The 26539-nt window shown below is 40.8% G+C and carries 24 protein-coding genes; 7 read left to right on the top strand and 17 right to left on the bottom strand.

The genetic code is table 11. From position 1 onward, the window contains the following. Positions 1-11: 11 nt before the first annotated feature. The 4 genes from BARBAKC583_RS00490 to BARBAKC583_RS00475 form a co-directional block, all read right to left on the bottom strand. Positions 12-1211 carry an efflux RND transporter periplasmic adaptor subunit gene (locus BARBAKC583_RS00490; RefSeq protein ID WP_005765849.1) on the bottom strand — a complete coding sequence of 400 codons (1200 nt, stop codon included), beginning with the start codon at positions 1209-1211 and terminating at the stop codon, positions 12-14. A 458-nt stretch (positions 1212-1669) separates the two neighbouring features. Then, positions 1670-2485, bottom strand: coding sequence for an exodeoxyribonuclease III (locus BARBAKC583_RS00485; protein WP_005765848.1), 816 nt, complete (start codon positions 2483-2485; stop codon positions 1670-1672). A gap of 5 nt (positions 2486-2490) precedes the next feature. After that, positions 2491-3123, bottom strand: a complete 633-nt coding sequence (locus tag BARBAKC583_RS00480) for a LolA family protein (protein ID WP_005765847.1) — start codon at positions 3121-3123, stop codon at positions 2491-2493. Between the two features lie 296 nt (positions 3124-3419). Further along, complete coding sequence (locus BARBAKC583_RS00475; protein ID WP_005765846.1) at positions 3420-5840, bottom strand: DNA translocase FtsK; 2421 nt, start codon at positions 5838-5840, stop codon at positions 3420-3422. A 173-nt stretch (positions 5841-6013) separates the two neighbouring features. On the opposite strand from BARBAKC583_RS00475, the gene BARBAKC583_RS00470 reads away from it, so the two are divergent. Continuing rightward, complete coding sequence (locus tag BARBAKC583_RS00470; protein WP_044051782.1) at positions 6014-7258, top strand: ubiquinone biosynthesis hydroxylase; 1245 nt, start codon at positions 6014-6016, stop codon at positions 7256-7258. Between the two features lie 588 nt (positions 7259-7846). On the opposite strand, the gene BARBAKC583_RS00465 is transcribed toward BARBAKC583_RS00470, so the two are convergent. The 7 genes from BARBAKC583_RS00465 to rimM all read right to left on the bottom strand — a co-directional run bounded on the left by BARBAKC583_RS00465 (position 7847) and on the right by rimM (position 13865). Further along, positions 7847-8626, bottom strand: a complete 780-nt coding sequence (locus tag BARBAKC583_RS00465; RefSeq protein ID WP_005765843.1) for a succinate dehydrogenase iron-sulfur subunit — start codon at positions 8624-8626, stop codon at positions 7847-7849. A 15-nt stretch (positions 8627-8641) separates the two neighbouring features. Next, positions 8642-10489 carry a succinate dehydrogenase flavoprotein subunit gene (gene sdhA / locus BARBAKC583_RS00460; protein WP_005765841.1) on the bottom strand — a complete coding sequence of 616 codons (1848 nt, stop codon included), beginning with the start codon at positions 10487-10489 and terminating at the stop codon, positions 8642-8644. A gap of 4 nt (positions 10490-10493) precedes the next feature. After that, positions 10494-10880: a succinate dehydrogenase, hydrophobic membrane anchor protein gene (gene sdhD, locus BARBAKC583_RS00455; protein WP_005765839.1), complete on the bottom strand. Its 387-nt coding sequence runs from the start codon at positions 10878-10880 to the stop codon at positions 10494-10496. Positions 10881-10898: 18 nt separating this feature from the next. Continuing rightward, the gene (gene sdhC / locus BARBAKC583_RS00450) at positions 10899-11300 is read right to left on the bottom strand and encodes a succinate dehydrogenase, cytochrome b556 subunit (RefSeq protein WP_005765837.1); all 402 of its coding nucleotides are present in this window, start codon (positions 11298-11300) and stop codon (positions 10899-10901) included. A gap of 595 nt (positions 11301-11895) precedes the next feature. Next, positions 11896-12336: a 50S ribosomal protein L19 gene (gene rplS / locus BARBAKC583_RS00435; protein WP_011807248.1), complete on the bottom strand. Its 441-nt coding sequence runs from the start codon at positions 12334-12336 to the stop codon at positions 11896-11898. A 205-nt stretch (positions 12337-12541) separates the two neighbouring features. After that, positions 12542-13240, bottom strand: coding sequence for a tRNA (guanosine(37)-N1)-methyltransferase TrmD (gene trmD, locus BARBAKC583_RS00430; protein WP_005765833.1), 699 nt, complete (start codon positions 13238-13240; stop codon positions 12542-12544). A 49-nt stretch (positions 13241-13289) separates the two neighbouring features. Next, positions 13290-13865, bottom strand: a complete 576-nt coding sequence (rimM, locus tag BARBAKC583_RS00425) for a ribosome maturation factor RimM (RefSeq protein WP_011807247.1) — start codon at positions 13863-13865, stop codon at positions 13290-13292. Positions 13866-13994: 129 nt separating this feature from the next. Here rimM and BARBAKC583_RS00420 point away from each other — a divergent pair, with 129 nt between their 5' ends. Continuing rightward, the gene (locus BARBAKC583_RS00420; protein WP_005765829.1) at positions 13995-14816 is read left to right on the top strand and encodes a SapC family protein; all 822 of its coding nucleotides are present in this window, start codon (positions 13995-13997) and stop codon (positions 14814-14816) included. Positions 14817-14818: 2 nt separating this feature from the next. After that, complete coding sequence (locus tag BARBAKC583_RS00415; RefSeq protein ID WP_005765827.1) at positions 14819-15787, top strand: tyrosine recombinase XerC; 969 nt, start codon at positions 14819-14821, stop codon at positions 15785-15787. 42 nt (positions 15788-15829) lie between these two features. Here BARBAKC583_RS00415 and BARBAKC583_RS00410 read toward each other — a convergent pair whose 3' ends face one another. Then, positions 15830-16108 carry a BolA family protein gene (locus tag BARBAKC583_RS00410; protein WP_005765825.1) on the bottom strand — a complete coding sequence of 93 codons (279 nt, stop codon included), beginning with the start codon at positions 16106-16108 and terminating at the stop codon, positions 15830-15832. A gap of 115 nt (positions 16109-16223) precedes the next feature. On the opposite strand from BARBAKC583_RS00410, the gene BARBAKC583_RS00405 reads away from it, so the two are divergent. The 3 genes from BARBAKC583_RS00405 to cobT all read left to right on the top strand — a co-directional run bounded on the left by BARBAKC583_RS00405 (position 16224) and on the right by cobT (position 20008). Beyond that, on the top strand, positions 16224-16844 hold the full coding sequence (locus BARBAKC583_RS00405) for a J domain-containing protein (RefSeq protein WP_005765824.1): 621 nt from the start codon (positions 16224-16226) through the stop codon (positions 16842-16844). 267 nt (positions 16845-17111) lie between these two features. After that, positions 17112-18098 (top strand): cobaltochelatase subunit CobS, encoded by a 987-nt coding sequence (cobS, locus tag BARBAKC583_RS00400; RefSeq protein WP_005765822.1) that lies wholly within the window; start codon positions 17112-17114, stop codon positions 18096-18098. A gap of 14 nt (positions 18099-18112) precedes the next feature. Further along, entirely contained in the window at positions 18113-20008 is a 1896-nt protein-coding gene (gene cobT, locus BARBAKC583_RS00395; RefSeq protein WP_005765820.1) for a cobaltochelatase subunit CobT, read from the top strand. Between the two features lie 198 nt (positions 20009-20206). Here the strand turns inward: cobT and BARBAKC583_RS00390 are convergent, their stop codons facing one another. Both BARBAKC583_RS00390 and rpmB read right to left on the bottom strand, forming a co-directional pair. Then, on the bottom strand, positions 20207-20869 hold the full coding sequence (locus BARBAKC583_RS00390) for a VUT family protein (RefSeq protein WP_005765818.1): 663 nt from the start codon (positions 20867-20869) through the stop codon (positions 20207-20209). A gap of 124 nt (positions 20870-20993) precedes the next feature. After that, positions 20994-21290 carry a 50S ribosomal protein L28 gene (gene rpmB, locus BARBAKC583_RS00385; protein WP_005765816.1) on the bottom strand — a complete coding sequence of 99 codons (297 nt, stop codon included), beginning with the start codon at positions 21288-21290 and terminating at the stop codon, positions 20994-20996. Between the two features lie 274 nt (positions 21291-21564). On the opposite strand from rpmB, the gene BARBAKC583_RS00380 reads away from it, so the two are divergent. Beyond that, a complete protein-coding gene (locus BARBAKC583_RS00380) occupies positions 21565-22371 on the top strand; it encodes an SURF1 family protein (protein WP_005765814.1) in 807 nt (268 codons plus the stop codon). 339 nt (positions 22372-22710) lie between these two features. On the opposite strand, the gene BARBAKC583_RS06725 is transcribed toward BARBAKC583_RS00380, so the two are convergent. The 3 genes from BARBAKC583_RS06725 to BARBAKC583_RS00370 all read right to left on the bottom strand — a co-directional run bounded on the left by BARBAKC583_RS06725 (position 22711) and on the right by BARBAKC583_RS00370 (position 26524). Next, entirely contained in the window at positions 22711-22863 is a 153-nt protein-coding gene (locus BARBAKC583_RS06725; RefSeq protein WP_005765812.1) for a DUF1127 domain-containing protein, read from the bottom strand. Between the two features lie 164 nt (positions 22864-23027). Beyond that, entirely contained in the window at positions 23028-24644 is a 1617-nt protein-coding gene (purH, locus tag BARBAKC583_RS00375) for a bifunctional phosphoribosylaminoimidazolecarboxamide formyltransferase/IMP cyclohydrolase (protein WP_005765810.1), read from the bottom strand. A gap of 170 nt (positions 24645-24814) precedes the next feature. After that, positions 24815-26524: a heparinase II/III family protein gene (locus tag BARBAKC583_RS00370; RefSeq protein ID WP_005765808.1), complete on the bottom strand. Its 1710-nt coding sequence runs from the start codon at positions 26522-26524 to the stop codon at positions 24815-24817. Positions 26525-26539 lie beyond the last annotated feature (15 nt).

Genomic DNA, 26539 nt, shown 5'->3' with positions numbered 1-26539 from the left:
CAATCTGTACGCTATGCTTGTAACCCATCACGTGAGCCGATAATCACAATATCCCCTTCATCAAGCCCTGAGACAATTTCAGCCATAACTCTATTGTTAATGCCGACAACAACCTGTTTTTTTACTACCTTGTTTGCACCAACCAGAACCTGAACCCATGCTTCGCGCTCCTGTGTTTCATCATGCAAAGCATCACTTGGAACTAACAAAACATCCTTAGCACTATCTAAGATAATATGCATTTGAGCTGTCATATAGGTGCGTAAAAAATTATCCTCATTATCGACATGCACAAGTGCATTATAATAAACCGCTGATGATGACAAAGCGCTAGAAGTTCCCATACCAGGATTAATACTCTCATCCATACGGATAGATTCCGGTGCAGGCTCTACTGTCTCTAACTTCCCTTCATAGCGACGCTGTGGATTGCCTAACACTTTGAAATACAAAGGTTGTCCAGCGCGAACTTTGAGAATATCCGCTTCTGAGATCTGCGCTTTAATTGTCATTTTGGACAAATCGCCTAAAATAACGATTGTCGGTGCTGACTGAGAGGCATTAATATTCTGCCCTTCTTCAACAACGGTTGCTAACACTGTTCCTTTTGCAGGTGCCGTCACCCGCGTATAACTTAAATTGACCTCTGCGCTATCCACATCTATGCGTGCTTGTGCAACCTGCTCTTGTAACTGAGCAACTTGAGCTTCACGTATTTTCACTTGCACAACAGCATCATCAAAATTGACACGCGAAATGGCGTGTTCCTTAATCATGCCTTCTTGACGCTTCAACGTCTCCTGTGCTTGTTGGAGGTAAGATTCTTGCTCGGCCAAACGAGCCTGAGAGTTAGACAAAACAGATTTTTTTCTTTTCAGATCATTTTCCTGATCTGTTGAATCAATTTCTGCTAACAAATCGCCTTCTTGTACAATGGCTCCAGGGGTAACATGCATCGCTACCACACGCCCTGTCACACGCGCACCAACAGCAACCAATCGATAAGGGCGAACAAGACCAGAGGCTAGAACAGTGTCTTCAATATCACCACGCTTCACCACCGCTGTCATATAAATAGGCGTATCTGTACTGAAAAAAGAATTAATCGTCGATATAAAGATGATAAAAAGAAAAACACCTCCAAAAAAAGAAAGTTTTTTGCGTTTTTTGATCAATTTTATGATTGATTGTATAATTGAACTGAATCTCATGCACTCACCCTTTGAACGGACCTGTCATTTTATGAATTCTTTAACGGAATGCAAGATCCTACTCTTCATCTTATATCAGCATGTATTTTACACAATTATTTTTGATTAAAGCAATAGCTTCATTTTTCAAAATATTATTTTCAAATACTGTATGACTGAATAAATTTTTAAAACAAAATTATTTAAATACTCCTATCTTCCCGCACCCAAGATAAATCAAAACTTAGATGTTTGTACATAATATTCTTGCAAAAGAGTGAATAGAAATCTTTAGTTTATAAGAGTGAAAATAAAAAACTACGCAAATAAAAGCTTTTTCTAATCATCACTTGAAAGACTCATCAGCAATCTATACTTGCTATTTTGTTTACACTTGCTTGTTTCACATCGTAACCTGTTCTCTTTTCTTCACAAAATTTTCAGGCCTTTTATTTATTTCTACGCCTTGCGGAATGATTTTAAACCTTGCGTGAAAAATTAAATACAGATTGCACAGGCACGTGATCTGAAGGTTTTGACCATCCTCGTGCCTCACGAAAAATCGAAAGATCCTCAACAAAAGGTGCTAAATCTGGAGAGGACCAAATATGATCAAGCCGCCGTCCACGATCAGCTAATGCCCAATCGCGTGCACGGTAACTCCACCATGTATAAAGTTTTATGGGAACTGGAAATTTCATGCGCATTAAATCAACCCATCCCCCCTCATGACAGAGAGCTTTTAAACGCTCAGTTTCAATGGGTGTATGGCTAACAACATTTAACAATTGTTTATGAGACCACACATCATCTTCCAAAGGTGCAATATTCAAATCGCCCATTAAAAGAGATGATAAACCGTCCCCCTGATCAGCTCGAATAGAAGACATTTCCTCTAAAAAATCGAGTTTATGACGAAATTTCTCATTCACCTGCACATCAGGCTCATCACCACCAGCAGGAACATAAAAATTATGAATCCGTATAGCCTGCTGATAGGGTTTAACAACCACCGAAAGGTAACGACATTCTTCCTTTTGACAAAAAAAACGCTTTTCAACGCTAACAAAAGGCAAACGCGAAAGTATCGCCACACCGTGGTAAGCTTTCTGACCATTTAGTGCAATATGCTTATACCCTGCGGATAAAAAAACCTCCCGCGGAAATAAATTATCAAGGCATTTGGTTTCTTGTAAACACAAAATATCCGGAGCACATAACTCCAAATAACGAAGAACTTGTTCAAAACGAAAACGAATAGAATTAATATTCCAAGTCGCAATACGAAAAAACATGTATCTCAATTCCGATGACGTGACATAGCAATATTTTGATAAGGAATCGTGAACATATCCTCAGCAAACCGAACCCCAGTGCGAACATTCATAACCTGAACAGTAGTTTCTAAATTTTGCTGATCAACAATTGTCCATTGTAGCAATGCGTAAGTGTTGGCATCAAAAATCATCTTGATCTGCCCCTTGCCGAGGCTTTTATCACGCAAGATAATTTCTATAGCCCTTGAATCTTGACGAAAAGCCAATAAATTCTCTGATGAAATATCAATCGTATCCCCGAGCAATAATTTCATTGGTGTTTGCGAAAGCTGATAAAGATCCCAAGTATTGAGAGCGCGATTTTGAATCCCTACAGATTGGCCATCTGCCATAATCTGTAAAGGCACGCCTTGGTAAGTGAAACGAACCTTTCCCGGACGCTCTAGATAAAATGTTCCTTTTGTCTTTTTGCCTTTTGGACTAAACTGAACAAAATCTCCTGTCATCGTTTTAATGGCAGCAAAATGATTCGCAATAACCTGAGCACGCGCTACTTGATGAGCAGATTGCGAAAAAGCAGGAAACAGCAACAAGACAAAATAAAGGATACCCGAAACAACTAAAATTCTGTTTAGGGATAAGCAAGGCACCTTCATAGATAGTTCTCCTAATCTACTCAATGATGCCATAATCTGCGAAACAATGACATCTTTTAAAGAATAACAAGGACCCACTTTCACTCTAAGCAGAATGGAATGAATACAGCATAAATCTTTTAAAAATTATGTTAAAAAAATGACACAAAAATTCTTATTGTACAAGAGCTATAACAATAGACCTTAGGAAGGCTCTTGGGAAAGATTATGCAGTTGTTATCGCAACTTTTGAAGGATTTACCATTATTTTTATAGAAAATTTTACAAGAATTTTCTTGAAAATATCTCCATGGCTTTTACAGAATCTCTTGTTCAGGAGGCACCAAAATCTCTCGTTTCCCTGCATGATTAGCTGGACTAATAATCCCTTCTTCTTCCATGCGTTCGATCAACGAAGCCGCGCGATTATAGCCAATCCCTAAACGGCGCTGAATATAAGAGGTTGAAGCTTTACGATCACGCAGAACAACCGCTACAGCTTGCGTATAGGGGTCATTTTCTGAAGAAGAATCAAGCGTAACATTCGTATTCTGATCTGTCGTTTCTTGTGTAATTGTTTCTAAATAATCTGGTTGTGCTTGCGTTTTGAGGTGCGCAACAACTTGTTCTACCTCATTATCAGCCACAAAAGGCCCATGAACACGCTGAATACGCCCTCCTCCCATCATGAAAAGCATATCCCCTTGCCCTAATAATTGCTCAGCCCCTTGTTCGCCAAGAATTGTCCGACTATCGATCTTTGAACTAACGAAAAAAGAAATACGTGTTGGGAAATTCGCCTTAATTGTCCCCGTAATCACATCAACCGAAGGCCGCTGCGTTGCCATAATCACATGGATCCCCGCCGCACGTGCCATTTGTGCTAAACGTTGTACCGCCCCTTCAATTTCCTTGCCGGCAACCAGCATGAGATCAGCCATTTCATCAATAATAATAACAATATAAGGCATAGGGCTTAAATGCAGTGTCTCTGTTTCATGGAGTGGCTGACCCGTATCATGATCAAACCCCACTTGAATGGTACGTGTTAACGTTTCACCTTGATTTTCTGCCTCTTTTAAACGAGCATTAAAGCTATCAATATTGCGCACACCCATTTTGGACATTTTGCTATAGCGTTCTTCCATTTCACGCACAGCCCATTTAAGAGCAATCACTGCTTTTTTAGGATCTGTTACCACAGGCGTTAACAAATGCGGAATGCCGTCATACACTGAAAGTTCAAGCATTTTAGGATCGACCATGATTAAACGGCATTGCTCAGGTGTCATGCGATAAAGCAGCGACAAAATCATCGTATTAATCGCAACAGATTTCCCTGCCCCTGTCGTACCAGCAACCAAAAGATGCGGCATTTTTGCTAAATCCGCAATCACTGTTTCCCCACCGATGGTCTTCCCTAAAGCAAGAACCAACTTCGCTTTGCTATGTAAAAATTCCTGAGATTGCAAAATATCACGCAAGTAAACCATTTCACGCGTTGCATTGGGCAATTCTATCCCAATCACATTGCGCCCTGGAACTACAGCAACACGCGCTGAAATTGCACGCATAGAACGGGCAATATCATCCGCCAAGCCAATAATACGAGAAGACTTAATACCCGCAGCCGGTTCAAATTCATATAAAGTGACAACCGGACCAGGACGCACATCAATAATTTTGCCTTTTACCCCAAAATCTAACAAAATCGCTTCAAGTTCACGAGAATTTTCTTTTAACGCTTTAGCGGAAGGTTTTGCACTTTTTTCAGCAGGTGGAGAAATGGCAAGATAGTCTAAAAGAGGAAGCGTAAAATTACCTTTTGAAGAAACCTTTATGGATTTAACAGAACTCTTGGAAGCAGAAACAGGCACCTTCTTGTGATCAGGCTCTTTATCTTCATCATAGAAAACAGGTTCAACGCGGTTCAATATTTTATTTTTCTTGTCAGACTTTCTGCTGAGCAAAAAAAGACGGCTGCAACAAGCTTGTAGATAATAAAATAAATGTAAAATGGCGCCAAAAATTGTAGCGAAAAAATTCAACCGTGTCTCATTAGCCGTATGCTCAACTTCTTCTGGCATATCAAAGATTGGCTCTACAGCTTTAACCCTTGGAGTTTTTTTTCTTTTATTGTTTTTGTTTCGCCATACCACATTGCCAGCAAGAACAGCTGTCAGAAAACCTGAAAATACAAAAAAACAGCCCCATAACACATACTGCAAAAAAGAAGGCAAGGCAGGAAATAATGAAAAGGTAATTTGTATAACTTTATCACCCACAACACCCCCAAGACCTATTGGCAATGGCCAATGCGTCCAAGATGCTAAAGGTGTCATGAGAGAAAAAAAAGCAGACAAACAAATTATTGAAACCACCCACCAACAAAGGCGAACCATAAAATTTTGAATATCTTTGTAGACCATCAACAAAAGTGACCAAAAAAAGGGCGGTAACAAAACGCAAAGACTGGCCAAACCAAAAAATTGCATAAAAAGATCTGAAAAAACAGCACCAGGCCGTCCCATCAAATTTGTAATCTTATGCATATTAGCACGCGTTAATGACGGGTCAGCAACATTCCATGTTGCTAAAGAGACAACACAAAAAATGATAAGACTAAAAAGCACAAGCCCAATGAAAGCACCAATTTGGTACAGTAATATTTTAACAAGGCGCGAACTTTGGCCATATTGGTTGGCCGATAAATCATGAGAAGAAGAATCTTGGTGCATAAACAATCCCAAACGCAAAACCCTTTACAAAGAATTTTAGCTCAAAATTTATAGCACAAAAATATAAACACAACCATCCTCATAACAATTTCTTTTTCAGACTGCAAAAAAATGATATGAATACCCACTTAATCTCAAAATTAACGAGCTGCACATAAGAGGAAAAGAGCGTGATCTCTTCTGATGTCAATGAAAATACACAATATTGCGATCTCCTAATTGCAGGCGGTGCAACCGTTGGCCTAACTCTTGCAGTCGCACTCAAGCAGACCGCACCTGAATTGCGCATTAACATTGTTGATGCACTCTCTCAAAAAAATACATCCTCTAAAAACATACAGGCACTAGCCATCACAGCCTCTTCTATTCGTATGTTTGAACAGTTAAGATGCTGGAAATCGATTAAACCCCATGCTCAGCCCATCCATTCAATGATAATCACTGATGCGCATCCAAATGATCCCATCAAACAAAGTTTTTTAACTTTCGAGGGCGATGTTGCTCCTAACGAGGCTTTTGCTGCTGTGATTGAACATGAAAAGCTCATCAATTCTTTGAGAAAACGCGCAAAAGACCTGCAGATCCCTTTCATTGAAAATGTTAGTGTTGTTGACTTTCACCTTAAAGATCAACACATGGCTGTGACCTTAAGCAATGGAGATATTTGGCAAACACAATTGCTCATTGCAGCGGATGGAGCACGCTCCAAACTGCGTGAAAAGGCAGGGCTTAAAAGCTTTTCTCACCTTTATCAACAAACAGCCATCCTCTGCACAGTTGACCATGAAAAACCCCATCATGGTCAAGCCATCCAACATTTTTTTCCAGCTGGCCCTTTTGCTCTTTTACCTCTTCAAGGCAATCGATCTGCTATTGTATGGACGGAAGATCATCAAACTGCTCAATATTATCTTAAAGCGGAGGCCCCTCTTTTTGTAGTAGAACTTGAAAAACGTATGGGTTCCTACTTTGGAAAAATCTCTTGGGACGGCGAACGCCAAGGATTTCCCTTAGCCCTTTCCTTAGCACGCGATTGCATCACTCCTCGCTTTGCTCTCATCGGTGATGCAGCCCACACGATCCACCCTCTTGCCGGACAAGGCCTAAATCTAGGGCTGCACGACAGCGCTGCTTTAGCGCAAATCATTATTGAAACAGCACGATTGGGTCTTGATATCGGATCCATTGTCGCTCTTGAGCGCTATCAAAGCTGGCGACGCCCTAAAATTGTGCGGATGGCCTTCAGTAATGATTGGCTCAACAAGCTCTTTTCTAATGATACTTTTGTCTTGCGCACGTTCCGTGATATCGGCCTTGGATTGGTTAATCAGATGCCAAAAATAAAACAGAAAATCATTCAGGAAGCCGCCGGTCTTACCCCCAATATGCCACGCCTTTTACAAGGACTGCCGCTCTAAATCAGCATAAATGGCACCTTCGTGCCTTTTGCTTATCCCATTAACTATATTTACTAGAATCAATCCAAGAGGAACCGCTGCTCTAAATGCTCTAAATCAGCATAAATGATCTCTTCATTTCATACCTCCTCCTCTTATTATTTCATTACACTGTCTGCTCCATCAGGATTAATCTAAGCCTGTCATCAGGGTTCAGGGTCAAAAGCTTGTGTATGTGTGATACGGCCTAAAAGCGTCACTCAAAACAAATCTGACGCCATAAATCTGGGTGTCATCTCTCAACATGAAACCTCAAAAGAAAAGAGAAAACGTATACACTATATTATACAAGCCCATGCATAAAAGACGATCGGCCTCTCTCTAGCTCTTCTATAACCAGAAAAGCTTTAAAGGCATATGCTTAAATAGAGGCTTCTTAATCTCAATAATGGCCTGAGAAAAATTTCAGCCCTCTGATTTTTAGCTCATCAGAAAAAAACCTAAAGAGAGCTGTTTAAGCAACAAACTTACCCATCGCAGCACTCTTCTTGAGCAAGATTTTAGCCTTTTGTTTTTTATTGTGACAAATTTATATTGTAACAAAAAATTTTACAAGCGGCGCTCAAGCATAAGCTTTTTAATCTCAGTAATTGCTTTCGCTGGATTTAAGCCCTTTGGACATGTTTGCATACAATTCATAATTGTATGACAGCGATAAAGCCGGAAAGGATCTTCTAAATTATCCAGGCGCTCACCACGCATTTCATCGCGTGAATCTGCAATCCAGCGATACGCCTGCAACAAAATAGCAGGCCCTAAATAACGATCCCCATTCCACCAATAACTCGGACATGAAGTTTGACAGCACGCACAAAGGATACATTCATAAAGACCATCAATTTTTTGACGATCAGCATGGCTTTGTAACCACTCCTTAGCAGGTTCAGGAGAAACCGTTTGTAACCAAGGCTCAATCACACGATGCTGTGCATAAAAATGCTTTAAATCAGGGACCAAATCCTTCACAACAGGCATAGAGGGAAGTGGATAAACTTTTATCGGATGCTTAACATCATCCATCCCCTTGGTACAAGCCAGCGTATTGGTTCCATCAATATTCATAGCACATGAACCACAAATGCCTTCACGGCATGACCGGCGCAGTGTTAACGTCGGGTCAATATGGTTTTTAATAAATAAAAGACCATCAAGAACCATCGGACCACAAGCAGAACGATCCACATAATAGGTATCAAGACGGGGATTTTCATCATCATCCGGTGACCACCGATAAATCTGAAATTCTGTTAGCTGTTTTGCCCCTTCAGGTCTTGGCCAAACCTTGCCAGCTTTTACTTGAGAATTTTTGGGAAGTTTAATTTGAACCATGACTCATTCTCCCCTTTAATAAACACGTTTTTTAGGCACAATGCGTTTCAAATCAATCCCACCATCCTCTTCAGCTGTTAATGGGTCAACATGAACAGGCCGGTAGGATAATGTTACCTTTCCATCTTTGGATAAGTGCGCTAATGTATGACGACGCCATTCTTTATCGTCACGCTCTGGATAATCTTCACGCGCATGCGCACCACGACTTTCTAAACGCGCTTCTGCGGAATAAACAGTTGTGACAGCATTAGCCATCAAATTTTCAAGCTCTAGTGTTTCAACCAAATCAGAATTCCATATCATCGAACGATCGGTGACTTTAAGATCAAAAAGCTGTTCCCAAACTTTACTGATTCGCTGACACCCTTGTTTTAAGGAATCAGACGTACGGAATACAGCAGCATCTTCCTGCATTGTGCGTTGCATTTTTTCACGCAACTCAGCCGTTGGGATATGCCCATTGGCAAAGCGCAATTTATCAAAACGCGCCATAATTTTGTCGACAGCCTCCTCATTAATAGGAGGAATCTTTGCATCACGATCAATCACTTCACCAGCACGAATTGCTGCTGCGCGCCCAAACACAACAAGATCAATTAATGAATTTGAACCCAAACGGTTAGCACCATGAACAGATGCACATCCTGCTTCACCAACTGCCATCAACCCTGGTTGAACATGATCAGGTGAATCAGGTGTCGGATTTAAAACTTCCCCATGATAATTGGTAGGAATACCACCCATATTATAATGAACCGTCGGTAGAATGGGGATTGGATCTTTTGTCACATCTACACCGGCAAAAATGCGCGCTGATTCAGAAATTCCTGGCAAACGTTCATGCAAGATAGCAGGATCAATATGGTGGAGCACCAAATGGATGTGATCTTTCTTAGCTCCAACACCGCGTCCTTCACGAATTTCAAGCGTTATGCAACGCGAAACCAAATCGCGTGAAGCAAGGTCTTTAAAGGAAGGTGCATAACGCTCCATAAAGCGCTCACCTTCAGAGTTGATCAAATACCCTCCTTCACCGCGTGCTCCTTCTGTAATTAAGCAGCCAGAACCATAAATCCCTGTTGGGTGAAATTGCACAAATTCCATGTCTTGCAGCGGCAACCCAGCACGCGCAACCATTCCACCACCATCGCCTGTACATGTATGAGCTGATGTTGCTGAAAAATAAGCACGCCCATACCCCCCCGTGGCAAGAACAACCATCTTGGCAGCAAAACGGTGGATTGTACCGTCATCCAAATTCCATGCAACAACACCTGTACACACACCATCGGTCATGATGAGATCAAGCGCAAAATATTCAATAAAAAACTGCGCATTATGTTTTAAGCTTTGCCCATAAAGCGTGTGCAAAATAGCATGTCCGGTACGATCAGCTGCAGCACATGTGCGCTGAACCGGTGGCCCTTCCCCAAATTCCGTCGTATGCCCCCCAAAAGGACGTTGATAAATTTTGCCTTCTTGCGTGCGTGAAAAAGGAACCCCATAATGTTCCAGCTCATAAACAGCAGCGGGTGCATTGCGCACCAAATATTCCATGGCATCCGTATCACCAAGCCAATCAGACCCTTTCACCGTATCATATAAATGCCACTGCCAATTGTCAGGCCCCATATTCCCAAGCGACGCTGCAATACCGCCTTGTGCTGCAACCGTATGTGACCGGGTGGGAAAAACTTTTGTAATACACGCCGTTTTTAAACCCTGCTCAGCCATACCCAGAGTTGCACGCAGACCAGCACCACCTGCGCCGACAACAACAACGTCAAATTCATGATCTACGTAGCGATAAGGGGCATTCTTCGCTTTGGTACCTCGAGATGATGCCTTCTTGCTTGCCATGCTCTTAAACCCCTAATGCAATTTTTAACAGTGCAAAAATAATTAAACTGCCTATAAGACAACAATATGAAATATTCAAAATCAGAAAGAACATCCGGATAATTTTATGCGGAATATAATCCTCAATGACAACCTGCATTTCAAGTTTCATGTGATAAAGATTTGAAAAAACTGTCAACACCATAAAAACCAAAATAACGGGATGTGAAAGCCGCGCATGAATCGTGCTATAATCTTCTCCAGCCAATGAAATCATCAAAATAATAAAAAATATCAAAAGAGGTATATTAATCCAACTTGTTAAATTCTGCACCCAGAAATGCTCTGTTCCCTTATGCGCACTGCCCAAACCACGCACTTTTCCAAGTTCTGTTCGAAGATTTTTTTTCATACTTCTCTTTAACCCCTGCTAAGCAACACTGTACCCAATAACCCAAATAACGACAGTGGCACTAAAGGAAATAAAAATATTTGCCCAAGCAATAAAGTTGGCCTGTTTTTTGTCGAGAAGACAAGGCTTCAACTCTCCAATAAGGTGACGAATATCGCCCACCATGTGATGAACCCCAGCAAATGTGCAAAGAAATAAGACACAAAGCCCAAAAAAAGACCCATAAATTTCATTAACTGTTTTAAATGCACTCTCCCCACAAGCAATGGCCATAAGCCAAATCGCAAGGAGAGAGATCCCAAAATAAATCGCTATGCCGGTTATACGATGTGCAATCGACATCGCCATTGTGATAGACCAACGATAAATAGTTACATGGGGAGAACGAGGACGATCCTTCATCGTGATTATCTCTGTCATACAATATATCCTGACCTGGCTTTCACTACATCTTCATCATAAGCGAAAAAACTCGTACAACACAACCAAGTGCATTACCGTTTCCACTTATTTGATACCTATAAAAGGCTCACATTACAGGTCGGCTACTTAAATGACGGGATTAAAGGTCGCGCACAAAAAACCGATTATCAGACAGCTATAAACTGCAAAATCTGTTTAGTACAATTTTATCTTCACGTCAAAGGATGAACATTATTTCTTGAACATAAATATGTATTTTTTTTGGAAATACTTCTTTTAACACAGTAAAGAACATTTTAAATATCAAAAAATACCTCACAATTACTACACTTGCAGCAGCTCCCGTTGTAACCATTCTCGCAACAAAAAATAGCATAACATTCTTGCTATCCTGAACCGCTTTCAAAAATGCCGATTCGATGAAACGATAGCCCCCGTGACCATGAGATCATTACCCTCCACAGAGTACAAAATAAGGATTTTCCTTATCTTTTAAAAGCTTTTTTGAGTATCCGTACCCCTCAAAGCAAAAAGGCAGTCACCACTGCCCTTTATGTCAATTTTTAGAAAAAACTAATTTAACTTCTATAAATTATTCGGCTGTTGTTGTTTCAACATTTGCTTCAACAGCTGGAGCAACCTCTTCCTCAACTATCTGCACATTTTTCTTACGATAGTCTCTCTTTTCGGCAATACGCGCAGCCTTCCCTCTTAAAGCACGAAGATAGTAAAGCTTTGCACGACGCACTTTCCCGCGGCGAACGAGTTCAACCCCCTCAATCAAAGGGGAATAAAATGGAAACACACGTTCTACACCTTCACCGTAAGAAATCTTACGGACGGTAAAATTTTCATTGAAGCCATATCCTGAACGTGCAATGCACACCCCTTCATAGGCCTGCACACGCGTACGCGTTCCTTCCGTCACACGCACCATAACACGAACTGTATCTCCGACTTGAAAAGCTGGCAGTTGGCGTTTTTCTGCAATTTTTGCACATTGTTCAGCTTCAAGCTGCGCGATAATATTCATTTCTTTCATCCTTCATGTTCTTCTCGAACAGTCAGAGCGCTCAACTCTCGCCGAAAAAATTCTTCTTACACAACAAAGATATTCCGTAGGCTATGCTTTCACAGGAGCGAATACACTATTTCTTGATTTTTGGATACACAGAAAGCCTTTTCTCAGAAAGCATTTCTTAAAATGCGTTGTGCAATACACTATCTTTTAAAATGAATCAAGTTTTCCGGCGATTTTTGTTATAAATAGCGTAAAGATCTGGCCGACGTTTCTGTGTTAACATTTCAGCCTGCTCTTGACGCCAGTCTGCAATCGCTTTGTGATGACCTGATGTTAGTACAAGCGGAATCTCAAGCCCTTCAAAAACAGGAGGACGCGTATAGTGAGGATGTTCGAGCAACCCATTCTCAAAACTTTCACACTCTCCAGAAGCTTGATTTCCCATCACACCGGGTAAAAGCCGCACAAGAGCATCTAAAAGAACCAAAGCCGCCGTTTCTCCACCTGAAAGAATATAATCACCGATGGAAATTTCCTCCAATTTCCGCGCTTGTAGTACCCGTTCATCCACGCCTTCAAAACGACCACACACCAAAACCACCCCCCTATCAGAAGCCAAAGAACGCGCATGAGCTTGGTTAAAAGGACGCCCGCGCGGGCTTAATAAAATTCTTGGCAAATCGGGGGGGCAATGATCAATCGCAGCGACTAAAACATCTGCCCGCATCACCATACCCGCTCCCCCACCAGCGGGCGTATCATCAACGCTATGGTGTTTATCCAAAGCAAAATCCCTAATCTGCACCGTATTCAGAGACCATATTCCCCGCTCTAAAGCGCGCCCCGCTAAAGAATGCCCGAGCACTCCTGGAAACATTTCAGGATAAAGTGTTACAACATGTGCTTGAAATGTCATTCCTAATACCTGCTCCTTCTTTGATAATCTGCTCAAAGCATGTCCTCTTTTATCCTTTTTCCAGATCATTTAACGCCAAATCATTGAATGAATGAGGATCACTGAACAAACCAGCTGCCACCGGATCTACCACAAGAAAACCAGAAGCAACGCAAATTTCCGGCACAGCCGCCTTACTAAACGGGATAAGCTCGGTCTTGTGAGAAATGAGACGCACTTCAAGCAGATCGCCTGCTCCAAAATTAAAAAAACCACTCACTTCTCCAAGAAGCTGATTAGTATTATCATACACACGAAGCCCGATTAAATCTATTTGGTAAAATTCATCCGTGTCCAAATCATCGGCGAACTGGTCTCGCTCAATATAAAGCTGAACTCCCTTTAAAGCCTCCGCAGTACTACGATCATCGACCCCTTTAAAACGCACAATCACGTTATTTTTGTGAACACGCATGGATACAATTTCATAAAGTCGTCCTTTATCATCATAAAGAACCCCATAAGTCTTTAAACGCTGCGGCTCAGCACCCAATAAGTTAACAACAACATCTCCCCTTATGCCATGTGCAGCTCTAATAACAGCAAGCAAAACTGCTTTATTAAGTTCTTTTTTGTTATGTTCCATGTGCAATATTATCTATTTTAAAAACGAAAAATTATTATATATTTATTATCTTTTATGAGATTTAGTCATTCAATAATCTTATGAAAAGTGCTCTTTCTATGGTAAAAAGTAATAAGAAGGAGAAGTCTTATGGCTAACGTTATGCTTTTTTACAAAAATATTATCCCTCTCAATAAGGTGACTCATAAAAACCTTAAGTTCAATAATTTGAACAATATGTCTTTCGCAAAGAATACTCATTGGCTTCCTTTAGCAAGCAGTGAATATTTTCAAGCAGCGTTAGACTATCCTATCCTGTTTATGAGTGCACAAGATGAACAACAAAAACGGCACTACACATCCATTGCTCTTGTAGGCCTTTCAAATGAAGAAAATGACTTCATCACAGCTGATAAAACTTGGCAACAAAACATGTATATCCCCGCTTTTGTTCGTCGCTATCCTTTTATTCTTGCACAAATCCACAATGAAAAAGAACTTTCTGTTTGCTTTGATCAGCAGCCGGGAACATTTAACGAAGTTGAAGGAACCAATCTCTTCAATTCAGATGGATCTCTTTCACCCTTCATGGAAGAACGTATTCATTTTCTTGAAAGTTTTAAAATAGCCATGGAAAAAACGGCTGAATTTACTGACGCTCTCGTTGAGATGAATCTTTTTAGTCAAAAAACAATCCACATTAAAAACGACAAAGGGGTATCTGCACAATTAGAAGATTTTTGGATTGTTGATGAAGAAAAACTTAATAAATTATCTGCTCATCAACTCGCTAAATTGCACAAAAATGGCTTTTTAGGACTAATTTTTGCTCACCTTATGTCAATGAATAATCTTGTTAAAATACTGTCGCGAAAGATTGAAAATCAAACCTCTCATCCCGTGCAACAGAATAAACAAGATGATCATGCTTATGACACAAAATCTGAACAAAACAGAAAAATTCTAAACTAAAAATGCCTCCTAAAAATGACAGCAGAAAAGGCCAAAATATTTCTCTCGTCCCAGCAGATGACGCTGTTTTAGCAGCAAGGCAAAGCTGGCTCGAGAGCCTTTTGCACATACACCGCATGGCAACACGAACAGTAGAAGCCTATGAGCGTGATACACGGCAATTTTTATTTTTTCTGTGTCAACATTTAGGACGAAAGCCAACATATCATGACCTTGCTGATTTGCAGGTAGCCGATTTACGTTCTTACATGGCCTATCGTCGCAAACAAATGGTAAGCACTCGCTCTTTGAGCCGAAATATGGCGAGTATGCGCTCTTTTTTCAATTATTTATCCCGAGAAAATCTTGTTGATGTCCCTGCTGCTAAACTTGTTCGAACACCCAAATATGCAAAATCATTGCCAAAAACTTTAACGATGAAAGCCGCACTCACTATCGTTAAACAAGGCAATCAACAAGAAGATGAACCATGGATCGCGGCGCGTAATGCTGCTGTTTTAACACTACTTTATGGCTGTGGCATGCGCATATCAGAAGCCTTAGCACTCACTCCAAAACAATTTTCTGATCCCAACGTAACAAGCCTTTCCATCGTTGGAAAAGGGGGGAAAACACGCCTTGTCCCTCTTATCAAAACTGTTTATGAAAGTGTCGAGACTTATCTCAAATGCTGCCCTTATCCTTTAGGAGACAATCAACCCATGTTTCGCGGCGCTAGAGGCGGCCCTTTGCAACCCGCCATCATTCAACGCGCCGTACAAAATTTACGTGCCAGCCTTGGCTTACCAAAAACTGCAACACCACACGCATTGCGCCATTCTTTTGCAACCCATCTTTTGTCGCGTGGGGGAAATTTGCGTATTATTCAAGAATTGCTCGGCCACGCTTCTTTATCGACAACGCAGGTCTATACAGAAATTGACTCAGACCGCTTATTAGACATTTATCAAAAAGCACATCCCCGTGCCTAACAGAAATTTTTAGCTTAACAAAAGCTTTGCACAAACAGAGGATTACATACCTTCAACCTCTAGCGCCAAAGCATGAATATTTTCTGTTAATTCTTTTTGCAGAACTTTATAAATCGCCCGATGTATTTCTACCCGAGTCATATTGGCAAAAGAAGAAGACAGAATTTTCACACGAAAATGTGTTTCACCTTGACCATCAAAAGCATGGTTTCCATGATGATGTCCAGCATGAAGGTGGCTCTCATTGATCACTTCAAGCTTTTGTGGGCAAAACGCCTCACATAATTTTGTTTCGATTCTTTTTTGAACTTCAGTGGACATCTTTTCCTACACAAAATGGAGATTATTGCTATTTTTTCAGATAAAATACATGTGAAAATAAATTTTTCAAAAGTCAATTCTTGTCAAACAAGTTGATTTTGCATAAACCAAAAACATGACAATCACATCTAAATTATTTGATTCAATTCGTATCAGTTCCAATAAAAAAAGACAGGCTGAATTAGAAACACAAAAGTGTCAATGGGAAAGTTGTGAAAAAACAGGCACACACAAAGCGCCGGCAGGTCGCAATCGCGAAGGGCAATATCTTTTCTTCTGCATTGATCATGTACGTGCTTACAACAAGAATTTTAATTATTTTTCAGGCCTTAGTGATAAAGATATCGCACAGTTTCAAAAAGATGCCCTTACAGGACATCGCCCAACATGGTCTAGCGGATTGAACAATAGCACATCAAAAAAAGCTGCTGCTCACTATGCAACGATTCGCTCCGGAACAGCCGCTTATCAAAATCGTATACGTGATCCCTTTAGTCTTTTTAATAAACGCCATGCAGCCAAAACAAATACACGAAAATTAAAACCCTTAGAAGCTAAAGCTTTTGAAACTTTAGGCTTACAAGCAGATGCTTCAGCTCAAGATATCAAAGTAAAATATAAAGAGCTGGTCAAAAAGCACCATCCTGATACTAATGGCGGCAACCGTTCTTCAGAAGAACGTTTTAGTGATGTTCTGAACGCCTATAATTTGCTGAAAAAATCTGGTTTATGTTAAAAAACAAGTTCATCAACAAATTAAAAAACAGTTTTTGTGCAAATAATCCTGCTTTCACGCCTGAATAATAATTAATTTCTACCAACACTATAAAATACAAAGTCCCTCACCCTTTTGTTCTTACCCATTCCTTATTATCCTTTGTCCTTATCCTTATGTATATTAAGGGCTCCTTGTGCATTAAAGCCTCATTTTATCGTGAGCATTGCATAAATACTTTATGTTTTGTATGCTTTTTAAAGCAAAATAATGAGCCTTTCAAAAACAATGACACAAACAAATCTTGCCAACAAAAACATGCCTGACATCACGCTCTGCGTTCGTGATATCTTTAAGATTGATACGGATATGCAAGTGCCCGCTTTTAGCCAAAAAAGCCCACATGTTCCCGATGTCGATCCTGATTATCTTTTTGATCCGCAAACAACTTTAGCGATTTTGGCGGGTTTTGCTTTTAACCGCCGCGTTATGGTTTCTGGCTATCACGGCACAGGCAAATCAACGCATATTGAACAAGTGGCCGCACGTCTTTGTTGGCCTTGTATTCGTGTTAATCTCGATAGCCATGTTAGCCGCATCGACTTAGTCGGAAAAGATGCTATCGTTATCAAGGATGGTCTACAAATTACCGAATTTCAAGAGGGCATTTTGCCCTGGGCTTATCAAAATAATGTCGCCCTTGTCTTTGATGAATATGATGCAGGAAGACCCGATGTTATGTTTGTGATCCAACGGGTGTTGGAAACCTCTGGGCGACTGAGCTTACTTGATCAAAGCCGTGTTATAACCCCGCATCCGGCATTTCGTCTTTTTGCTACAGCCAATACCATTGGTCTTGGAGACATGACAGGATTATATCATGGCACGCAGCAAATTAATCAAGCACAAATGGATCGCTGGTCTATTGTGACACTCTTAAATTATCTCTCCCATGATCATGAGGTAGACATTATTTCTGCAAAGGTTAAATCTTTTCAAACAGCTGAAGGAAAGAAAATAATTTCAAAAATGGTGCATGTGGCCCATATGGTGCGCCAAGCTTTCATGAATGGGGATCTTTCAACAGTGATGAGCCCGCGTACTGTCATCACTTGGGCAGAAAATACTGAAATTTTTCAAAATGTTGGTTTTGCTTTCCGCTTAACCTTTTTAAATAAATGCGATGAATTGGAACGGGCAACTGTCGCAGAATTTTATCAGCGTGCTTTTGGAGAAGAGCTTCCCGAATCACTGATTCACACTGTCTTGCCTTAAGGAAACCCTTCATCATGGCCTCAAAAGCCAGCGATAATAATAGCCAAAATCTGAAACATCACTTACCCAACAGCCCCCTTGATAGCGAAGCTTTTAAACTTGATGCTGAAGCTTTTAAAAGAGCTACGTCCGCTTGCATGCGCGCCATTGCTGGCACACCTACTCTTCAGACTATTTTTGGTCATTATAAGCCATCGATGAGTCATACACATGCGCGTTTACCAGAGATCCCACCCAAAGCAACCCACAAAGATGTTGCGGTAACCCGTGGGTTAAGTGATTCCATGGGCTTACGCAAAGCGTGGCATGACCCCCATATTCACATCCAGTTCACCCCGCAAGAACCCAAAGCACGCGCTGTTTTTGACGCTCTTGAGCAAACACGTATCGAAGCTATTGGCACTTTGACTATGGAAGGGATGGCACAAAATCTTGAAATCATGCTCGCTGATAAATATCAAAGAGCCCATTATCAAAGAATTAGTACACAAGACGAAGCGCCTATAGAAGAAGCTATTGCTCTTTTATTGCGCGAAAAAATAACAAAGCGTTCTCCCCCAAAAGAAGCTGGCCCGGTCTTGGACTTATGGCGCCACGCTATCGAACAACAGGCTGCAGCTGAACTCCAAGAACTCACGCATCATCTTCATAACCAAAAGGCTTTTGCACGTGTTGTCCGTCACATGCTGTTTGCTTTAAAAATATCCTCAGCACTAGATGATGTGTCTGATGATACTAATGTGAAAAAACAAATAAAGGAGGGAGATACACACGCACAAATAGACGAAGAATATAACGAGAAGGCAAAATACGCGCAAAGTGAGGAACAAAAAACAACTGAACAAACAAATGATGTACAAGATGAAGGAAAAGCCCACGCCACTCAATCAAGCACTGATGAAAGTATTGAACAAGAGCAGACCAGTATTTGGCAGAAAAAACCGAGTGAACTCAAACATACTCTCCACACATCTGAGTCTATGCAGAAACTTGCTGATTATAAAATTTTTACGCAGCAATTTGATGAAGTTTTGGAAGCAACAGATTTTTGTTCTGAGAGCGAATTAAACCATTTGCGTCATCTTCTTGATCAGCAACTTAATCATCTTCAAAATATTGTTGGACGTTTAGCAAACCGCCTTCAACGACGCCTCATGGCACAACAAAACCGTGCTTGGCATTTTGATCTTGAAGAAGGATATCTCGATACAGCAAGACTGCCACGCCTTATTATTGACCCGATGTATCCCCTTTCTTTTAAAAAGGAATATGAGACACAGTTTCGTGATACCGTTGTTTCCTTACTGATTGATAATTCTGGATCCATGAGAGGAAACCCCATCACGGTTGCAGCAAGTTGTACGGATATTTTGGCGCAAACTCTTGAACGTTGCGGTGTTAAAATCGAAATTTTGGGCTTTACCACCAAAGCCTGGAAAGGTGGACAATCGCGCGAAGAATGGGAAAAGCAAAATAAACCTCCTCATCCAGGACGTCTGAATGATTTGCGCCATATCATCTATAAAAGTGCTGATACACCCTGGCGCCGTGCACGACGCAATTTAGGTTTAATGATGCAGGAAGGTTTACTGAAAGAAAATATCGATGGTGAAGCTCTTATTTGGGCGCACCAACGCCTTCTCTCACGGCATGAACATCGCCGTATTCTGATGGTCATTTCTGATGGGGCTCCCGTTGATGATTCAACCTTGTCTGTTAATCCTGGCAATTACCTTGAAAAGCATTTATGTGCTGTTATTCAAGAAATTCAAACATATTCTCCTATAGAACTCACGGCTATTGGGATTGGTCATGATGTAACGCGTCATTATAAACGCGCAATCACCATTCCAAATGCCGAAGAACTCGCTAATGCCATCATTCAACAATTAGCAACACTTTTTGACTAGCAAAAGCCAAATTTCCGACAACCTCTATTAAAAAGATAAAGAAAAAAATGAATGATTCGGCATGTATCCTCTAAAATTATAGGAGAGCCTATAAAATATCTGCACCCATCCCACATGCTCTTACAGGCACGCTATGAGAATTGATGATTCTTCATGAAAATGAGAAACTAGAGGGATCTGTTAAAGACTGAAAAAGGCTTATCCTTCTTGTTCCTTCGATAAAGGAAGAGTCCTAAAATAGCTTATCACCGTTCCATAAGGAACAAGCATCAACAAACTCATCAGGATTTTGACTGAAAAATCACCAAAAGCAAGTGATAGCCAAACAGGAATATCAAACCCAAAAAACATTGTATGATCAATGATAGAACTATCAACATAGCCTGTCGTTTGATCAATAAAACTGAAGGAGCTTGCAAAAGCAATGGCAAAAAATAAAACCGTATCCAAAGCTGAGCCTGTTATAGCTGCTGCTAACGGTGCCTTCCACCATGTTTGACGCCGTAAAGGGGTAAACACGATAATATCAAGCAATTGCCCAAATAAAAACGCCGCACTCGAAGCAATGGCCAACCGCGGTGTTACCAAAACCCAAGAGACAAAAAAACCAACGATAAAACCAGCATAAACCACACGCCGCGCAGCAGTTGGACCATAAAAACGATTTGTCAAATCATTGATCAAAAAAGCAAGCGGATAGGTAAAAGCCCCGTAGGTCAAGAGCTCATCCAGATCAAACCAATAAACCGGGTATTGAACCAAAAAATTAGAAATCGTCACCGCGAAACACATAGCAAGACTAGCAAAAATAATATGCCTGCTCTTATGCTGTTTTGCTAAAAATCTTTTTGATGAAGACATTTTTTTAACCTGAAGTATCAACCACAATCGCCGTTGCTAACAACCAAGAAGAAAACGCACGTTCCTCAAGCGGATAAATCCCTTAAATGAGAAAATGTTTAGAGTTAGAATCTAACCGCAGGCTTTAAGCTGCTGCTTGCTCAGCCTTTTTCTTCACAATCTGACGCTTCAATAAACGTGCACGTTGTGACAATTCTTTATCATCAGCTTTTGTCAAAAAATTATCAAGACCACCGCGATGTTCAACAGAACGTACAGCATTTGCTGAAATACGCAAACGATAACTTTGCTGCATAACTTCTGAAATCAACGTTACATTGCAAAGATTTGGTAGAAAACGACGACGTGTTTTATTGTTTGCATGGCTTACATTATTACCATACTGAACCGTTTTTCCTGTCAATTCGCAGGCACGAGACATAGACTTCACCCTTAGCTTTAAGAAACCCTTAAATTCCCAACATAGCAAAATACAATGGACGCATCGCACACACACATTGCCCCGAATAACATCCTATTGCCTTGAATATCAGCGTTGGAAAGTTGCGTTTTTATAAGTTGTTAGGAACAGAAGGTCAAGCCTTTTATAAAATCAAGATTTCTTCACAGCTTGTTTAGCCCATTCGACTATCTTTTTTTAAAAAAATATACACAATGCTTCTTTAAGAATTCTTCATGTTAAAAGGATTTCGATCATGATCAATAGAGATCACTCCATACCGAAAATCCCGCATAAAAAAGTAAGTCTGTCCTCTATATTTGGGGGAATTTTTTGCGCATTCTTTTTTCTTGTCTTCAGTGCTTTAGGCATTTGGCAAGTGCAACGACTCAATTGGAAAACAAATCTTATAGCGCATGTCAATCAGCGCGCCCATCTGCCCCCTGTTGCAGCTCCTAGCCAAGACCAATGGACAGATGTGACTTTTGATAAGGATGAATATCGACCGGTTATAGTAACTGGAAAATTTTTGACAGATAAAAACATTCTGGTCACCGCTGTAAGCCAAAATACTACCGGCTACTGGGTTTTAACCCCTTTACAAACAGCTGACAACACACTGACTTTTGTCAACCGTGGCTTTATTCCCATGAATGCACGTCCGCAATTTGATCCTGAAAAACTGCCGCAAAATAATGACCTTACCCCGAATTCCCTCGCGCTCAACAACGAACAAACGACAGTTATAGGTTTTTTACGTATGAGCGAAAGAGGCGGTTTTTTTCCTCGCAAAAACAATCCTGATCAAAATCTCTGGTATACACGCCAACTCCCTGCTATGGCACAAAAACTTGACCTTTCTCATGTTGCCCCTTATTTTATCGACGCAACACAGAAAATAGCCTCTCAAGGGAATCTCCCCATTGTTGGGCTAACTGTAATCCATTTTTATAATAACCATCTCATCTATGCGATCACATGGTTTACCCTCGCCATTGGCACTTTGGGCATTCCTTTTTTCCTGCTACGCTATAAAAAAACTAACAGTATTCCCCACAAATAGCTCGTTTGCTAAATGAAGTTCCTTGCTTTTTCCCCACCACATCCCAAGATCCCCAAGATCCTTGTTTAAATCCTAGAATATTGCTGACCTTATAATTTTTTCAAAATGTAATAAAAATGGTGCATACTGTAAACTTGTTCTCTCTTTAGAAGAGAGTACGTCAAAAGAAAATTGATACCAAAATGGTTCTTATCTCTTGAGCATATTCCTTCATATCCATCACATCAACAGAAAGGAGTAACAAAAATTATGCTCTGCAGACAAAAAACTATACACGCTGCCTTACAAAGAATTCAGCGTGTATCCAAAGTTTACTATCTTATTTATCCAAGGTGTATCTTAGAAAGATTCACGCGAAAAACGCTTAGCAACTGAACGAATATCGCCACGATTAATGCCAACATCATTAAGGTCATATGTTGACAAACTATTTAATGCTTTCACTGTCCGACGGTACCGACACCAACTTTTAAAAGAACGCAAGATGCCCATTTTTTCACTCAAATTCTATGTTAAACTATTGATATTTAAAATAGAACAAAATGAAAAAATGAGGTATGCTATAATTGCATAACTGATTTGCGCTGATCACAAAGGAAAATATGAATATTTTTTCTCATTGTGGATTTTTGGCAACAATAAAGACAATCACCAAACTAGTGACGAAAATGCCGCACGCCTGTGAAAACCATTGCTAAGCCACGTGCATCAGCGGCTTCAATCACTTCTTGATCACGTATAGACCCACCAGGTTGGATCACAGCAGTCACACCGGCTTCAGCAGCGGATATCAAACCATCTGCAAAGGGAAAAAATGCATCTGACGCAACAACTGACCCTCTAGTAAGAGATTCTGTAAGGCCCATCCTTTTTGCATTGTCTTCAGCTTTGTGAACTGCGATTCTTGCTGAATCAAGGCGACTCATTTGACCCGCACCAATACCAACTGTTGCACTGTTTTTGGCATAAACAATGGCATTTGATTTGACATGTTTCACAACACGAAAAGCAAATTGCAGATCACGCATTTCATCTTGGCTTGGTGCCCGCTTTGTTACTATCTGCAAATCAAAATCATCAACAACAGCGTTATCACGTGATTGTACCAAAACTCCTCCAGCAAGTGTTTTGACCGTCAGCCCCCCACACCGAGGATCTGGCACCCCCCCTGTGATTAATAAACGAAGATTTTTTTTCTGTGCAATAATGTTGCATGCAGCTTCTGTCGCATCAGGAGCAATAATCACTTCCGTAAAAAGTTTAACAATTTCTGCTGCACATTCTTCATCAAGGGGTTGATTTAAAGCAACAATCCCTCCAAATGCTGAAACACTATCACACATAAGCGCTTTTAAATAAGCCTCTTTTAAACTTTGCCCTTCCGCAACCCCACAAGGATTGGCATGTTTAATAAGAGCAACAGCAGCGGTTCTTTGGGGATCAAATTCTGCCACCAGCTCGAAAGCCGCATCTGCATCATTCATATTGTTATAAGAGAGTTCTTTACCTTGCAAAACTTTTGCAGTCGCGACTCCAAAACGGGTATCACGAGTGCGATAAAATGCTGCGCGTTGATGCGGATTTTCCCCATAGCGCATCATGCTTTCAAAATGACCAGAAAAATTCTGCCAAGACGGCATTTCAACTTCTAAATCTTGTGCAAACCAAGCGGCTATTGCTGCATCATAAGCAGCCGTATGTTCATAGGCACGGGCTGCTAACTGACGACGGAGTGAAAAACTCAAACACCCATTATGCTGTTTTAATTCTGCCAAAACAACATCATAATCAGACACAGCTGTCACAACACCAGTATAAGCGTGATTCTTGGCCGCTGCACGAATCATGGCAGGCCCACCAATATCAATATTCTCAATAATCGTTTGCGAATCAGCACCTGATTGCCAAGTTTTTTCAAAGGGGTAAAGATTAACAACAACAAGATCAATGCCACAAATACCATGCTTTTCCATAGCAGCTTTATGGCTTGGATCGTCTCTCACTCCTAATAAACCACCATGAATCAAAGGATGTAATGTTTTTACTCGCCCATCCATGATCTGCGGAAAACCTGTTACTTCAGAAACATCTTTCACCGGCAAACCAGCAGCTATCAAGCTTTCAGATGTTCCCCCCGTTGAAATCAATTCAATTCCATATGCGTGTAGTTCTTGCGCAAATTCAACCAAACCTGTTTTATCAAAAACAGAAAGCAAAGCACGACGAACCCGATGAAGATCAGGTGTAGGATAATTTTGTGAAACAACAACCATGACAAGAACCTTAAGAATATAATGGCTAAAATTCAGGCAAAGCGAGAAGACTGCATCTCGTGTGTCCATAGCATAAGCTTGAATCAAAATACACTTTTATAGGATAGCATGCCTCTTTTATCTCTCCAGATTAACAGAATCATTTTCAGCATCTTCATGAAAAACGCTCATTACTTCTTTGATTCTATACGGGTAAAACGCCAACGAACTTTTTCCTGTACTGCAGGGCGGAAGTATAAAACGATCTGCTGTGTGTGTTGTGGGCCTGTTAATTCAGCAAAATCAATTGAATCTTCAATGTAAATATCAGCATCAGGAGACATAAAACGCCACACCGATCTACCTCCCACAGCTAAATAGACAAAGTGATCCTCACGGCTCACTTCAACTTTTGGATGAAGATGGAACCGAACTGCAACATTGTGTGATTCATTGTGAACAGACTTATACTTCTTAGACTCATCATTGTTTGGCATGAAAAAGCGGTCAAATCCCTCAATTATCGTGCCATTTGTCGTCAAAATAAGTCCACGCTCATGCAAAAGATTAAAAGGTCGCACATAACCATCATGGCATGCAATAAAACCAATTTTTTTGGCATCCTCTATGCGCTGCATTTGAATATTTTTAGGCCCTTTCAGCAAAAGGGAAGACGTCTTATTTTTTATTTTTCGAAAAACACCCACGGAAGAATCATTTAATGTTGCCGTTGAATGTGCTGCTGTAATCCGTCCAAAATACCGATATTCTTCACGCCCATACGGATCAACACCCGCATTGATGATAAAGCGGTGTCTCTCAGACGACATTTCAAATGACAAACATCCCGAACAGGCATGCTCTGCAACAGAGCGTGGTGGAAATTCTCCCGTATCAGCGATCACTGTCGTTGCATGAGCATTTAAACGCTGAAATCCTGAATAACGCGCATGACTAAAGAGATTTCCTGCCGTTTCATCAAAATCTAAAATCGTAGACAAGCATTCTGGAGCAATAGGTCCAACCCCATTAAAATGCGCTAATGTTTGATCTTCATGAATAAAAAACCGCAAAGCTGGCAACATACGCTCAACAGAATCAATCAAAATACGCGGTGCCGTTTCATTGCTATGCATATAGAGATGACGCAAAGATAATAAATCTGGTAACAAATTAAACACAATAGCAGGATTGCGTGAAATATGGCCACCATCAACAAGAATTTGATACGCAAGTTCACGACTCAAATAGGTTTGCACCTTTTTTTTCATTGTTGCAGAAAAAGGTAAAGCTAAAGATGCAAATGCCAAGGCTATTGCTGCCTGCAAGCGTTGATCATTATGTTCCATACTGCAAATTGTGACGCGCAAATAACGAAATTGAAAACCAAGCGCATTTAAAAAGCGCTTTTCAAACTGCTCACTTGCACCTTCTAAGAGCGTGTGTGCATGACAAATCCACGCAATCAAACGCCGTGCAACAACCCCCCCACTCCAGGGAAGTCCTTTAATTTTTTTGCCACTATGGTTGAGCCAATCTTCTAATAAGAAACGCGCATGGGCTGCTGCCAGTTGACTGCGCGCTGCTGTCATATGCCGCAACCAATGAAAGTCATGCAGTGCTGCTTCCCATTCCAATGTTGGTGATGTTAATGCAAAAGGCGAAACAGAACCAGACTGAACAATACGACCTGCAAAAGAAAAGCGACCATGGTAAAATTCATGCGCCATCATGGGATCAGCAACATGCAAATCAATGGGGCGTGCTAAAATTTTTTGCGGACGAAACCGTGAAAAACGCCAATGAAACAAAGGCCCAACCCATAAACGCCAAAACACTTGTAACATCCTACAAAAAAAGGCTCCTGCCTTCAATTGAGGATATCTAACAGCAATCGCCACAATCCTACTTTCCTT

It is taken from the genome of Bartonella bacilliformis KC583, assembly GCF_000015445.1.
In the GTDB taxonomy this organism is placed as follows: domain Bacteria; phylum Pseudomonadota; class Alphaproteobacteria; order Rhizobiales; family Rhizobiaceae; genus Bartonella; species Bartonella bacilliformis.
This window is presented reverse-complemented; position numbering and strand designations above follow the sequence as displayed.